Origin of the sequence: Petroclostridium xylanilyticum (assembly GCF_002252565.1) — a bacterium.
Taxonomy (GTDB): domain Bacteria; phylum Bacillota; class Clostridia; order SK-Y3; family SK-Y3; genus Petroclostridium; species Petroclostridium xylanilyticum.
Map to the genome: position 1 here is coordinate 1 of NZ_NPML01000013.1, position 15,084 is coordinate 15,084.

Consider the following 15,084-nt stretch of genomic DNA (forward strand, 5'->3'; position numbering starts at 1 on the left):
TTTCCTTTGAAAATTATGGTGCCGTCATCGGGTTGATATATACCAGCCAGTATTTTCATTAATGTTGATTTACCGGCGCCATTCTCTCCCATTAATGCATGAACTGTCCCTTTTCGGATTTTTAACTGGACGTTGTCTAAAGCCTTAACACCGGGAAACGATTTGGAAATATTACTCATTTCTAAAATATATTCCTTAGTCATAGGCATTACCTCATTTTCTAATTTTTAATCTTTTTTCATTTTCTCATATAAAGGATACCTAATCTTATACGGTATCCTTTATATGATTTTATTTCCAAGTTAGTCAACAGTTTATTTATTTACTTTTGCCATTTTTTGATATACTCATCACATTTTTCAGGTGTTACTAATTCATACGGGATCCATATTGTTTTGTCAATTTTTTCACCTTTTGCTACTTTATAAGCTGCTTCTATTGCGCCTTTACCCTGTCCTGCCGCATCCTGGAACACAGTTACATTCAATTTGCCTTGTTTCATAAATTCCAGTGCGTCAGGAGTAGCGTCCACACCACCAACAAGAATTTTTCCTAACTTTCCAGCCTGCTCAATTGCCAGGATAGCTCCGATTGCCATTTCATCATTGTTAGAGGCAACAGCATCAATTTGCATACCGGACTGCAGCCAGTTTTCCATTATTTGCATCCCTAATGGTCTCTGCCATTTTCCTGTTTGCTCTGCAACAATTTTAATATCAGGATATTTTTCTTTTATAACTTTTTTAACTCCCTCAGTTCTCATTCTTGCTGCTTCGTGTGCCAGGTCGCCCTGGAGGATTACAATATTACCTTTTCCACCCATTTTTTCGGCTAAATATTCCATTTGCATGATACCGGCCTTAATAGAATCTGAACCTACATATGCTGTAGCCTCTTCCTGATTCTTGAATATTCTGTTAACGCTTATAAGCGGAATGCCTGCATCCTTACACATCTTGGTATAAGGCTCTGTAGCATCCGTATCTACCGGGTTAATTACAACTACATCAACTTTCTGAGCTATAAAGTTCTCCAACTGTGCCAACTGTTTTGCTGTATCAGCTTTCGCATCAACAAATATTACCTCTGCATCCGCTAAAGTATTAGAATAAGCTTTCATGGCATCTATCATATAAGACAGCCACTTATCATCAAAATCAGACATTGAAACACCGATTCTAACTTTTTTCTGTGTCTTATCCTCTTGTTTTACTTCCTCCTTTTTAGGTTGCTGCTCACTTGACGAGTTATTAGGTGCCGTTTGTTTTTGGGCACATCCTGCAAATAAGCTTAGCACCAACATAAAAATCAGTACCCCAGCCAAAAGTTTTTTGTTTTTCATTAGACATCCTCCTCTAAAAATATAATATTTTTATATAATCTAAATCCTTATATATAATAATAAGGACTTAGTTTATAACTATAGAAATTTTTTTAAGAACTTTAATTAAAAGCTGTGTTTTATATCAACTATTAAAGAATAATAAATCATAATCAAATAACATTTTAAGGAAAATTATGAGCTGCAATAAATACTATCTATATATTCTGAATTGTCAAAAAGTCAAGATATTAGAGCCGTAAAATTAAGCATTGAAAATTATTGCAATTAAATTGAATATTTATCAGAAAATTAATGATGATTATATAAAATAAGAACTACCTATATATAATGCGCTAAATATTTTGCATAACTAGTCAGTGCTTTTGTATAAAATATTTAATTCTATTTATATAGTTAAGTGTATTTCTAGTTTTTATACTTTTGTGCCCGAGCACGTGAAATGTAAAAAAAAATTATATATCTATATTTTCTTTTGTTATTATTTCCATCTTAGTATATATTTGTTGACTATCAGGCAATTTATTGTAGAAAAAGTACTCAAACAGTATCCTGATTGGCAAATATCCTTGCATGAAAGGGTCTTGAGTTATAGTAAAATCTACTATTTTATCTTTTATTAACTCTATCGTTTCGGGAATTTTATCAAAACATACAAATTTAATGTGTCGTTTGTTTAATTCTTGGATAGCCTTGCCAACTCCTCCGGTTCCTATTCCATTTGTTACATAAATAGCATTTAAAGAGTCCTGCCTTTTTAAAAATTCAACCGTCTTCAGATATGAAGATTGACTATCATGTATATTTTCTAAAACTTGAATGATATTTATATTTGGATATTCCTGCTCAATAATTTCTTTAAAACCGGCAAGTCTTTCTTGTAAAGCTTTAATTTTTCCAATTCCAGTTATTACTAGTACATTTCCTCCATTCGGAAGTAACTTGCCAATCAAGTCTCCAGCAACTCTTCCGCTCTTTTTCAAATCCTGACCTACAAAACACATTCGCTCTATACCGGTTATATCAGTATTGAAAGTTATAATTTTTATATTTTGAGTAGTAAGTTTTTTAAGTTCTTCTCTTATTATTTCTTCATCTAGTGGTGATAAAACCAATGCAGATATATTTTTATTATGTAACTCTCTAATAAACATTAACTGTTCCTGCACATTGACACTGCTCATGACGCAGCATTCCACAGCAATACCAAATCCTTTTAGTTCATAAGAAGCTCTTTTTACACCTTCATAAACTTCCTGAAATAAAGGGTCATACTTGTTTAAAATGATAACGCCGATTCTTAATGGCTTTTTTTGAAAAGCTAACGCTTTGCCGGCAACATTTGGCTTATATCCCATTTCTTCTGCTATCTTTTTTACCCTTTCTCTAACTTCTTGGCTTACACCCGGCCTATTATTTAAAACCTTATCAACAGTTCCCCTTGATACATTTGCTGCTTCAGCTATTGATCTTATAGTAACCCTCATATCTATCTCCCAACTAAGTGCTCGGACACGTTTGAGTTTATTATACATTACTTTAGTATATAAAGTCAATATTTTAATAAAAATCTTTCAAAAATTTTTACAATTTTCACAATTCGACTGAATATCTTTATTGGTAAAATTTATCATTAATTCCAATACCAAAAAACTTAAAGTAATATATTAGAGTACATTCCAATGCATACCAACGTTCCGATGACATTAGAAGTATAATTGTATTACTTAACATATTTTAAGAAATATTTACATCTTAAGACTATATGCTACAAATACAAGTGTAAAGTTTTCGGGAAACAAAAATTTATCAAGATGAAACTTATATACTAACTCCAGAATCATGTCAGGTATATATAATATATCTATAAATAGTGGAAATCCTGCTGCAACATGCTTTACAATCTTATTTAATTCTCAAAGTCCTGATATGCCTTATCTTAAATTCTTTTGCGTAAGTTCAGTTATTTTAGTTTTAGTTGATGAATATTATTCTGGTCTCCAAGCTTTTGTGCAATATTTCACCATAATATTCATCAACTAAAAATAATAGATATATCCAGCACTCCAAATTTTAAATTTATTAATTTTTTAAATCACCTTTCTTGCAAATTGTATAATGCAGGACGTTTTGGAATAGAAATTGGAACTATTTGACCTGTTTGCTGAGCTTTCACACAAGCATCAGCTGTCACTGCAGCAACATAACCATCCCAAGCTGAAGGACCATGGAACTGACCTTTTTTAACTGAATCAATCCACTCTTTAAGCTCAGTATCATAAGAATCACTAAAACGTTTTTTCCAATCTGTTAAAATTTCTACAGAACGTTGAGCACCACTACGCATGAGGACATTGGACGGTTCTGGCAATCGTGCAGTCCCAGTCTCTCCTACAACTTCACACTGAATATCATACCCATACTGGCAATTTACAAATACTTCTACATCAATTCGTACTCCACCTGCAGTTTGCAATAAAACAATTTGGGGATCTTGAAGATGATTTTCTGCATGACGGGTCTTCTTGGGCATAAGTATCTGAGCCGAAATAAAATCGTCATTGATTAACCATCGTAAGACATCGATTTCATGAATAACCGTATCAGTAATGGCCATATCAGTGGTATAACTGCTTGGCACCGATGGATTGCGGTGAGCACAGTGTGCCATTAATATCTCTCCAATCTTCCCATTTACAATTACATCTTTTAAAGCACGATAACCTTTGTCATACCGACGCATAAAACCTACTTGTACCAATTGTTTGCCATGCGCAACTTCTGCTTTAACAATGTTCATACAGCCCTCTGCAGTGGTAGCTAATGGTTTTTCGCAAAATACCGGCTTACCTGCCGCAATAGATGCCAAAACATATTCCTCATGAGTCGGTCCCCAAGAAGTAACAATAACTGCGTCCACATCAGCAGCTCTAATCACGTCTTGTCCGTTTTTTTCAATCCTTACTCCCTCTAAGTTTTTAACAGCTGCTTTTGCTCGTCCTTCATCAATATCTGTAACTGCAACAATTCTAGCTCCTGATAAATTTTGAGATATTCTGCGAATATGATCCTGACCAATAGCTCCCGTACCAATAACCCCTAATTTTAAAGCCATAGATTTAATTCCTCCTTTTAGATTTTATCTTGTCAACGTGCCCGGGCACGTTGACAAGATAATTATATATCAATTTATTTATAAAGTCAACATTTTTAACAAAGCAAGTTTCGTATAAATGTAAACATTGATTCTCCTGCAATAACTCAAAAATATAAAATCTTTTGAATAATTATACTGCTTTTAGGTCTTACAAAGGTGCATTCACTGTATATTTATAATCAGAACTTAATAAAAATGAGTTATTGCAGTAAAATCAACATTAAAAATGTAATATATTGGACACCATAATACAACAGTAGGTGAGAATTGTCCCCTGTAGCAAAATTATCTTGTTAAAGATACACTGGTAAAGCTTTCTGATATTCAAAGGATAACAGACTCATACTAAGGGTGGATAGCGGTTACGGTTCTGATGATAACATTCAGAAGATCCGTCATAGCGTTTTGTTTGTGCTTCCCCAAATAAGTGCTTTGACCCAAAAGTTTATGGAATGCATGCAGCCCATATCCTTCTTTCCAACATAGCAATTGGTATTAATTGTTATATTATGGAGTTTTCAAGGGTCACTATAACCTTAATCTGTAAATATTTATCAAAATATGTTAAGTAATACAATTATACTTCTAATGCCATCGGAACGTTGGTATGTATTGGAATGTACTCTAATATATTACTGGAAAACAATTTACAAATCGCACCTGAGTCATTTGTACAGAACTTGGGCAACAAAAAAAATTAGAGTGCATTTAATATTTTTTATAATATCAAATGCACTGGTAAAATGGTACAGTTATTTTAGTTTATACAATATATAATTTTTTATTAAACAACTTCTCAAAATTCTTCTCACTCTTCATAGCTGCCGCAATCTCCAGTTCAGGATAATTGCTGGACTTAAGCATAATTTGGATACTGTCGTCAGTAATATAACAGGCTATATCTTCAACACTGCCATATTCATTTCTATCCAATTTTTCTGCTATCCTTAAAAATAAGCTTAGCTTTTTAATAGTTTCATAATCACTTTTATCAATCAGTGCATCATACTCTTTCCAGTCTTGTTTGAAATCTTCATTCTCATGCATTGCAACGATAAATGCACACATTACCAATTCCCTGGCAGTTAATCCATTGATCCTTGAATTTAATACCAGGTAGAATCCATGCTTGTGATGGTTGTAGTAGTCAACATACATCCCTATATCATGCAGTAAGGCCGCAGTGCTTAAAATCTTTCTCTCTGCTTCACCCAAGCCGTGTAATTCCTGCATCTGGTCAAAGAGAGACAGGGCTAACTTTTCTGTATGCTCACTGTGCCCGATATTGACATCATAATTTTTCAACGTATTTTCAATGCTATGGCGCAGGACATCGCTAACGATTTCATCTCCATTGTTACATACCTCAAGATATTTCTTAAAAAATACCCCTTCTCTCAGGCCGTTGCCGCTGATGATCAATGTGTCTGATTTAAGATAGTCCATTAAACATCTTACCGGTGCAAGTCCGGCTGCAATGATGTCCGCCCGTTCTTTACCCACACCCGGAATGCTCTTCCTGTCCTCGAGGTTGCTTTTTGTTACTCTGTCATAGGCATAGGTTACTGCATTATAGGACATCTGATAATTATGTAAGCTTTCAAGAGGAAAACCGGCCTTCTTTTTATCTATCTTTGCCAGTGTTCTTATTGACCCTCCCAGCCCAACAATAGGCAGCCCTTTCGCCTCTTTTAACCACTTTATATCTTCCAACTGTTTGTACATAAATTCTTGCAGCTTTTCAAGGCTATCCGACGTAATAACATCTTTTAATAAAAACTTTTCTGTTAATACCACAGCTCCATAAGGCAAGCTTACAGCATTTTTGACTCTCCTGTTTTCAACCCGGACCAGCTCGGTACTTGCTCCTCCTGTATCTATGATTACACAATCCTTTATTTGTATTGTATTGATTACTCCCAGATAGCCATAATAGCCTTCATCTTCACCGGATATTACCTGGAAATCGAAGCCTGTCTCAAATTTAACCTTATCAAGGAAAAAACGCTGATTGACGGCATTGCGTACAGCTGCTGTAGCAATGGTAAAGACTTCATCTACTTTATGTACCTCTATCAATTTCTTAAAAAGCTTTAATGTATACAAGGTTCTCTTTATTGCCATGGGTTTAAGCGTATTTTCTTCACCCATCCCTTCGCTGAGCCTTACCATTTCCTTAGCCTGGTCTATCATCTTATACGAGCCATCTTCATACACCTTCATGATAATCATACGGACTGAGTTAGAGCCTAAATCTATGATGGCAAATTTTTTATTCAATATCTTCCACCTTCTATTTTAATTATTCTTCATCTTTATTAAACACACCGTCTGAAGTAATTGGCTCAAAAACCGGCGTAATCCGTTCTCTATTATACCGCTTTACTTGTTCATATGCAAGGTGGCAAAAATACTCCTGGGAATTCAAAGGTTTTTTCCCCCTTTTATCAACTTTTTTATATTTCCCTTCAGAATTTAATATTCTCGCTTTCACAGTATCTTCCAATGTGATATCAAGAATGCCCAGTACCCGTTCTTTTAATACCCTATCCTCAATGGGGAAAAGTAATTCTACCCTTCTGTCCAGGTTTCTGGGCATCCAGTCGGCACTGGATAAAAAGATATCCTCTCTGCCGTCATTATAAAAATAATAAATTCTACTATGTTCCAAGAACCTTCCTACAATGCTCCGTACTGTAATATTTTCACTGATACCCTGCATACCCGGCCTTACACAGCAAATCCCTCTTACAATAAGGTCTATCTTTACTCCTGCCGATGAAGCTTTGTAAAGAGCCGTAGCAATTTCAATATCTACTAAAGAATTCATCTTGGCTATAATTCGAGCCTTTTTACCGACTAAAGCATTATGCATTTCGTTTTCTATAAGCTCTATAAATTTAGTTCTTAGCCCCAGAGGCGCCACTTCTAACTTATATAATTCCGGCGGCTCGGAGTACCCAGACAACATATTGAATACAGCAGACGCATCGGCCCCAAAGTATTCATTACTTGTAAACAACCCCAGGTCGGTATAGAACCTGGCAGTAACATCATTATAATTCCCTGTACCCAGGTGAATATATCTTTTAATTCCCTTTTCTTCTCTTCTCACAACAAGCGTAATTTTGCTGTGGGTTTTTAAGCCTACAAGTCCATAAATAACATGACATCCTGCCTTTTCCAATCTTTTTGCCCATTGAATATTATTTTCTTCATCGAATCTGGCCTTTACTTCCACCAACACTGTTACCTGTTTTCCCCGTTCTGCCGCTTCAGCCAAAGCTTTAACAATGGGAGAATCACCGCTTACCCTGTAGAGCGTTTGCTTGATTGCCAGCACCTTTGGGTCCCGTGCGGCTTCCTGGACAAATTCCACCACAGGTTCGAAAGCCTCATAGGGGTGATGTAATAAAACATCTCCATTGTTGATTACTTCAAAGATATTATGCTCCTCCGGTAAGTCTTGAGGAGTTTGAGGATAATGTGGAAGATATTTTAAATGTTCATAACCTTCAAAGGAATATATTTTCATAAGAAATGTCAAGTCCAAAGGCCCGTTGATATAATAGATATCATCTTGATGGGTCTCCAATGCATCTTTTAAAATATGGACCAGTCTTTCATCCATGTCGCAACTCACTTCCAGCCTTATGGCCGCACCCCATTTTCTTTTCTTGAGAGATTTTTCAATCTCCAGCAGTAAATCTTCCGCTTCATCTTCCTCTATGCTTAAGTCTGCATTTCTGGTTATTCTATAAGGATAAGTACAGATGACATCGTGCCCTGCAAATAGGCAGCCTATATACATCGTAATGACTTCTTCCAGAAGAATAAAGTGTTTGCTGCCATACCCGGGACTGGGGAGTTCCACTATACGGGGTAGTACAGAGGGTACCTGTACAGTTGCAAATATATATTGGTTTTCTGTTTCTTTATCTTTAATCAGGACACCCAAGTTTAGACTTTTATTTAGAATAAGAGGAAAAGGCCTGCTGGAATCTACTGCCATTGGCGTCAAAACAGGGTAAATTTCATTGGTAAAATATTCATCCAAAAAGTTTCTCTGCTCATCGGTCAAGTCTTCTTCATAAACCATATGAATCCCGTTTTTCTTCAGTCTGGGAAGCAAAGCCCTGTTAAACATATTGTATTGTTCATCTACCATTTTATGAGTTCTTATTGAAATCTTTTTTAACTGTTGTTTAGGTGTAAGACCAGCCGGATCAGGCTTGTTAAACCCTACATTTACCTGATCCTTTAACGACGCAACTCTAATCATAAAAAATTCATCCAGATTGGAGCTCACAATAGATAAAAATTTTATCCTTTCTAATAGCGGATTACTTCTATCTTTTGCTTCCTCTAAAACCCTATCATTAAATTCCAACCAGCTTAATTCCCGGTTAATAAAATATTCCGGTTTGTTAAAGCTCATTTCATTCATATCCTATCTTCCTTTTTATCTTTAGTATGGGTGTTACGCCAAAAACCTCTTGAAAAAATTCTGCTTTTGTTTCAAAAGTCCATTCTTCTAATAAGGCGTCCTCTACAGTTTCTACCTTTATGATTACTTCCTTTTCTTCAAGGTTAATCTTCATTCCTCTGATTTTTTGCTTATGACTTCTATCCAGTGCATCAGCAAGTCTTATAATTGCAACCAGCTTGGCTACAATAACCCTGTTTTTTTCATCCAATTTGCGGAAGTTTTCATGACTGTATCCTGGTACCTCCCTGCTGTGGTATCTTGCTACATTTGCTATAATTTCCAGCTCTTCCTTCGAAATACCAATTAAATCGGAAGCCATAATAATTTCATAGGAATGTATATAATGCTCATTAAAATTAATATATTTTCCTATATCATGCAGTATGGCAGCCAGCTGAAGCAGCAATCTCTCCCGTCCTCCCAATCCGTGCAGCTTATAAAGTGCATCAAACAGGGCAAGAGACTTCTGCTCTACATCCTGTGCATGAGGTTGATCATACCGGTATCTCCGGGCTAAAAATCCAGCTGCAGAAATAATATCCTCCACAAAATCCTCTTGTCTTTGTGTATCAAAATTTCTGTCTATGATATCCGAGATAATCCCATCGGCTAGTGATATCTGCGGGGCATACATACCTTTAGCCTCTGTCATATCTAAAAACATTTTAAAAATCATCATAGAAGGCAGTAGAATATCCGCACTCTCATGAGGGACACCATAATCCTTTATAAGCGAATGGGCAGACTTGTACATAAGCTCTTTATAAACAGTCTCAAAATCTTCCCTTTTTATAAATCTCAGTTTTTCATGATCATCGGTTTTATTGCATAACTTGCTGATAATTCTGATTTCTCCACTCAAAGCTATAAAATTTTTATAAGTATCCTGTGGTTGAAAAACTTTCAATCTGTCAATATTGCTAACGATGTATTCTTCCAGTATTTTCGGAAAATTCAGCGTCCTTCCCTCTATACTGGCAAGAATTTCTCTAATCCTTAGCGAACCAAGCTTGATATTCTGGCTAAATACAAGGGATTTATGATTATACGTTGATACTTGTATACTCCCTGAACCTATATCCAGTATCATTGTTCCCGCATTTCTTATTTCTCTATAATTCGGTATTTTTTCCCTCAGAGATTTATATGTTAAAAATCTTTCTTCAGAGTTACTTATTACATCTATGTCAAGTCCTGTTTTCAATTTAATCTGGTCGACAATATAATCCTTGTTCTGTGCTTCCCTGACAGCACTTGTTGCCACTGCCCTGTATGTCTTTATATGATAATCGGTCATTAACCGCTTAAAGCCTTTTAATATTTCACAAGTCTCGTCTACTGTTTCAAAACTTACTTTTCCCATGGCAAATGTATCACGGCCAAGAAATATAGGATGCCTCAGCATTTCCAAAGTCTTTATTTCCCCGTTTTCCCACACTTCAGCGATTTTCATTCTTAATGCATGAGAACCCACATCAATTCCGGCAATAATTTCACTTTTGTTTTTCCTGCTCATACAATTCCCCCATGGTGAATACAATATATATTTATTCTTTTAATTATAACATAAATTATTTATATTTTTGTTAAAGTTGTGTTAATTATTACCGTAGTATCAGTGTAATAGGATGTTTTATAGGGCATGATCAGATTTTACATTTTGTCCCGACCAAATTTTCTGAGAAGTCCATTCACTCGGTGCATCACTCCAGAATTCATCCTCAGGTGGAAGTCCAAGCGGCAGGAATGCTCCCATGCAAAGATAGAGACTGCCAGTTGATATGTATGTTTCCCCCATATCGGGCTGGCTACCACAAAAGCCAATTTTAAGCCATCCATCCTGATCAAAAGTGCCGGGTACACTGAATATTCTATTAATCACTGCCGTCAACGCACATCTTACCTGGGATGGGGAAACTTCATCAGGTAAATTCTTCTGGAGTGCCATCTGTGCCAAGTGCTGGAAAGCCCCACACCGGTAGGCCATAGAACGACCAATTACCGGAAATGTCCCTTCTGGCGAAATCATACGCTCCTGAATTGCAGCATATCTCTGTGCCCTTTTTAATATGTTTCTTTTTAAAGCTTCCCATTCTTCATATTCATCACCCACTGTAAGAATGATATCTACAAGCATGGGCTGTATTACAAAACTGTTATAGTAATCCCAGCGGAATTCAGGCCCATCACCATATACGCCATCTCCCAAGTACCATTGTTCATGCTGCTTCAACGCATAGTCCACACGCATCCGGTCCCACGCTTCTCCTATTTTGAAGAAAGCGGTTTCAATCATTGCAGCAAATAATAGCCAATTATTATAGTACGGTTTGCGGGTTCTTGTAGCTTTAAGTGCCGTGACGAGATTTGTTTTAACACGGTCATCCAGTTTCAGCCATAGTTCATTCGGAGCCCTGAGAATAGCATGAGCTAGGAAAGCCGCATCTACGATAGGTTGATCCCCGAAGGTGAAATTGACACAGTCAGGCGAACCTGGATCGGTCGCGGCGTCAATCGCCTCCCTTGCCAGAACACTAAACTTTTGTCTGAGTTCTTCCTCCTCCCCATGAAGATTACAGCACTCAAGCCAGGGAGATACCCCTACAAGAGTTCTAGCCAATGCTTCAAGGTGTGAAAATTGTCTTCTATCATGCCTACCTTCCACAGGCATACTTATTTTAAGTCTTCTTTCAGCTAATGCTTCCAATACAGGTGTTGATATTTTAACAAGTATGTCTACCCAAAGTTTTCTATCATATATTTTTTCTGGCATTTGCCCACATCCTTTAAACTTTATTGATGCAAAAACATCATCTGTCTTCACTTCAATTCTCAAATGTCAGCAGCGTAATAATAAAAATATGTATAGCCATATATTCCTTAAATATATGGCATACTTCATAAATTTTTTGAAACCGCCTCTTATAAGCTACCAATACAGCTTCCAGTCCTTTATGAGTCTCACCAGTGCCTCAAAATAATAATAATCACCCCATATATTGCACTCATCGACCCCTTTTCTATGGGGCTTGCTGTAAACCGCATGGAGAAGTATCCCGTTGGATTGTGGACAGCTTGCAGTTGTATAATTCTCCGCAAGTGACTTGACAATCATTAAAGCAGCGTTTTCATATATTCTTTTGTAAGGATCGCTAAGAGGCAAGTGCTTCGCAATTTCCAGCATACCACATGCCGCAATGGCAGCAGCTGAGCTGTCCCTCTCCTCTTGTCCGTCAGTAAAAATTAAATCCCAATAGCAAACGTAATCCTCGGGCAACCTGTTCAAGAAATAATTGGTGACCTTTTTTGCCAGCTCCATAAGCTCCCAATCACCCGAATATATATAACTCAAAGAAAAGCCGTATATGCCCCACGCCTGGCCCCTTGACCAGCAAGAGTCATCGGAATAGCCCTGTGCAGTCCTGCCATATTTCGGTTTTCCTGTCTCAACATCCATATAGAAGGTGTGATAACTTGAAGCATCTTCTCTAATGATATATTTCATCGCCTGGCTTACATGGCTGTACGCAATGTTATAATATTTTTTATCTCCGGTCACTTCACTGGCCCAATAGAGCAGCGGCAGATTCATACAACAGTCAATAATCATCCTTCCCCTTTGTCCAGGATCATTTAAGTCTCCCCATGCCTGTATTATCCCTGCTTTATCAAAGTATCGGGTTATTAACAGATCTGCAGCCATCAATGCAGTCCTTTTAACCTCCTCATTCCCGGTCAGCTTGTAGGCAGCCACACACGAAAGGCTATATAAAAATCCAAGGTCATGGGTATCAATGCATATTTTCTCATCAATCCGCTTCTTAAAGCTGTCAAGTTGTATTTCCGCGACCCTGCGGTATTTCTCATCTCCTGTTACTTCATAGGCCAGCCACAGCATTCCTGTCCAGAAGCTTGACGTCCAATCGGTATTGTCAATGGCAGGATATACATTATTTACACTAGCCGGTGCTGGAAACCTATATGTAAATTTCTCAAGGTTTTCATCAATTTTCTTTAATATATATTTAATAGAACTCTCGCAAAATTCCTTAGTGACCCCTGGCAGCTTGTCATACCTATCAGGAAATCTGATCCCTTCATCTCTTATCTGTCTCAATTTTCTCCCTCCCATTCTGTTTAGAAATTTACCTGTCAAAAGTATATTTATTAAACATGCAGTCTTACAAAATATTAGAAATTATTCTATTTTAACACACTAAAACAGACATGGAATAAAATATCCTCCCCTTCGTTCAATAGTGTCAGTACAATTCGAAAAGCAATTTTTTTCTCCCCAAAATGCCCGGAATATTCATGTTCTTCTATGGCAGCGGAACATTTACCGCTATCGTATTGCATAAGAACGGCTACATCTTTTTCAGATATTTTAATTTGTCCTTCCTTGAGAACTTCCGGTTTATAATGGGTAATAAAAGCTTCTATCACATTATTACCGCCCCTATTGAATGTAAATCTATCCTGAATACTTAAAACAGCTATTTCTCCCATATTCTCATTCCAATTGTTTTTTATCAATTCAAACTTTCGTGTATAAAGGCTCAAGGAATCCACTGAATATGCATCTGTCAAGTCGAGCAAAAACTCGCTGCTGTTCTCTTCCGTTTTTATATGAATCACCTTGGCAGCCGATGAAATACCTGGCTTTTGGAGCTGTCCGTTAATCATCGGAACAGAATGGCCCAAAGAGGACGCATTAATAAAGCTGTATCGAGTCCCATCTCTAAAAAATTCTTTTGTGTATTCAGGACAGCCCAAATCCGGAAGTAAATTGAAACCTTTATAATGCAGGATGAAATGTCCCAAATCGTTATGGTTGTGCGGTTCATCGTTATTGCCACCCTTTGCGGCAAAAGCAATTAAATCCCCGTTCAAGCTCTCATATTTTTCAATAAACCACTGTACATTCGGAAAATAATACTTCCCTTTTTTCAGCCTGCTTTTACTCTCTATGTTTGCACTAACCCCCCAAAAAAGGTCCCTTATGAGATAGGTCCATTTATTTGTATGATCTTCACCATATAACGAACATAAACTATAGTCGTACCCCATATCTCCAAAAATACTTTCAAGGCGTTGAAACAACCCAATATTGGGTTTGAAAATTTCTAAAGAATCTGAAAAATTCGTCGTTATACCATTTGAAAGCTGTAAAGCTGCCGGGAGTTCAGCAATCTTTCTCTTTTTATCTTGTTTAGACCCGGTATGGAATAAATCTATTTCCCCATTAGTCCTCTCCTTCAAAAGTTCTGCAAAAAACACATAAAAACTAAAGCCATATCGCCAGTACCCTAGACCCTCGGGAGTAGCGCCGTCATCCCCGAAGCCTTCAAGATAAGAATCAAGAATGCCAATAACACGCTGAAGTATTAATGTTAACCTTTCAATATTTTTAACCATATAAATGGCAGTGCAGCCGATGGATCCCGCACACACAGAAGCCCAGTTCATCCTGGCTGTTTCCCACCAAAACATATGCTCTCCCATGAAGGGCTTTAAAATCCTTCTTTCAAGTTCCCTCTGCACTCTGTCAACTACGATTGGATTTATTCTATCACCAATCAAATAATTGATTTCAGCAAGGGAAAATCCCGTTTCTGCAGCGAACAGGTCAATAAATTCTTCCGAAAGCCAAGGATTGTTTTTAATCCCCTCAAGACTGGTTGGAAGGTGCGCAGGAAGAGCCCATGTATACTGGTCACAAAAATCCCAGAGCATATCTTCAATTTGGTTTATATATTGGTCCGTCTGGTCAATCAAAGTAACAGCTGCGAGAGAGAACAGGATTTTCCAACGGGTAAAGTACTCTCTTTCATATATTATTCGATTTCCATCGATACTGAATTGGTGAAATAAGTGAAAGCTTAAATCTGGAAGCTTATTATAGCATATACCTTCCGCGTATGTCTTAATCGCATTGTAATACTCTTTTAAAAAGGGATGGTTTTTAATTTTTAAGAAATTATCATTGTTTCTGGCTTCATTAAAAAGGCTATACCCTTTCTGATTTCCATTATATAAACTGTTTTTTATCATACTGGAGCTGATAGTATCCATGTTTCTCTCCTCTTTCGCTTA

General features: G+C 36.9%; 10 protein-coding genes. All 10 read right to left on the reverse strand.

Annotated features, from left to right (window positions below; genetic code table 11):
* The coding region (locus CIB29_RS07785; protein WP_157910247.1) for an ATP-binding cassette domain-containing protein at nucleotides 1-203 on the reverse strand (203 nt) is incomplete at its 3' end.
* A gap of 119 nt (nucleotides 204-322) precedes the next feature.
* Complete coding sequence (locus tag CIB29_RS07790) at nucleotides 323-1,342, reverse strand: sugar ABC transporter substrate-binding protein (RefSeq protein WP_094548467.1); 1,020 nt, start codon at nucleotides 1,340-1,342, stop codon at nucleotides 323-325.
* 455 nt (nucleotides 1,343-1,797) lie between these two features.
* On the reverse strand, nucleotides 1,798-2,829 hold the full coding sequence (locus CIB29_RS07795) for a LacI family DNA-binding transcriptional regulator (protein WP_094548469.1): 1,032 nt from the start codon (nucleotides 2,827-2,829) through the stop codon (nucleotides 1,798-1,800).
* Nucleotides 2,830-3,437: 608 nt separating this feature from the next.
* Entirely contained in the window at nucleotides 3,438-4,457 is a 1,020-nt protein-coding gene (gene iolG / locus CIB29_RS07800) for a bifunctional inositol 2-dehydrogenase/D-chiro-inositol 1-dehydrogenase (protein WP_094548471.1), read from the reverse strand.
* Between the two features lie 804 nt (nucleotides 4,458-5,261).
* Nucleotides 5,262-6,779 carry an exopolyphosphatase gene (gene ppx / locus CIB29_RS07805; RefSeq protein WP_094548473.1) on the reverse strand — a complete coding sequence of 506 codons (1,518 nt, stop codon included), beginning with the start codon at nucleotides 6,777-6,779 and terminating at the stop codon, nucleotides 5,262-5,264.
* A 22-nt stretch (nucleotides 6,780-6,801) separates the two neighbouring features.
* Nucleotides 6,802-8,937: an RNA degradosome polyphosphate kinase gene (locus CIB29_RS07810; protein WP_278335840.1), complete on the reverse strand. Its 2,136-nt coding sequence runs from the start codon at nucleotides 8,935-8,937 to the stop codon at nucleotides 6,802-6,804.
* A gap of 1 nt (nucleotide 8,938) precedes the next feature.
* Nucleotides 8,939-10,504: a Ppx/GppA phosphatase family protein gene (locus CIB29_RS07815; protein WP_094548477.1), complete on the reverse strand. Its 1,566-nt coding sequence runs from the start codon at nucleotides 10,502-10,504 to the stop codon at nucleotides 8,939-8,941.
* 117 nt (nucleotides 10,505-10,621) lie between these two features.
* Nucleotides 10,622-11,761, reverse strand: coding sequence for a DUF2264 domain-containing protein (locus tag CIB29_RS07820; RefSeq protein WP_094549148.1), 1,140 nt, complete (start codon nucleotides 11,759-11,761; stop codon nucleotides 10,622-10,624).
* 156 nt (nucleotides 11,762-11,917) lie between these two features.
* Nucleotides 11,918-13,105 carry a glycoside hydrolase family 88 protein gene (locus CIB29_RS07825; protein ID WP_094548479.1) on the reverse strand — a complete coding sequence of 396 codons (1,188 nt, stop codon included), beginning with the start codon at nucleotides 13,103-13,105 and terminating at the stop codon, nucleotides 11,918-11,920.
* 86 nt (nucleotides 13,106-13,191) lie between these two features.
* On the reverse strand, nucleotides 13,192-15,063 hold the full coding sequence (locus tag CIB29_RS07830; RefSeq protein WP_094548481.1) for a heparinase II/III domain-containing protein: 1,872 nt from the start codon (nucleotides 15,061-15,063) through the stop codon (nucleotides 13,192-13,194).
* Between the last annotated feature and the right edge of the window lie 21 nt (nucleotides 15,064-15,084).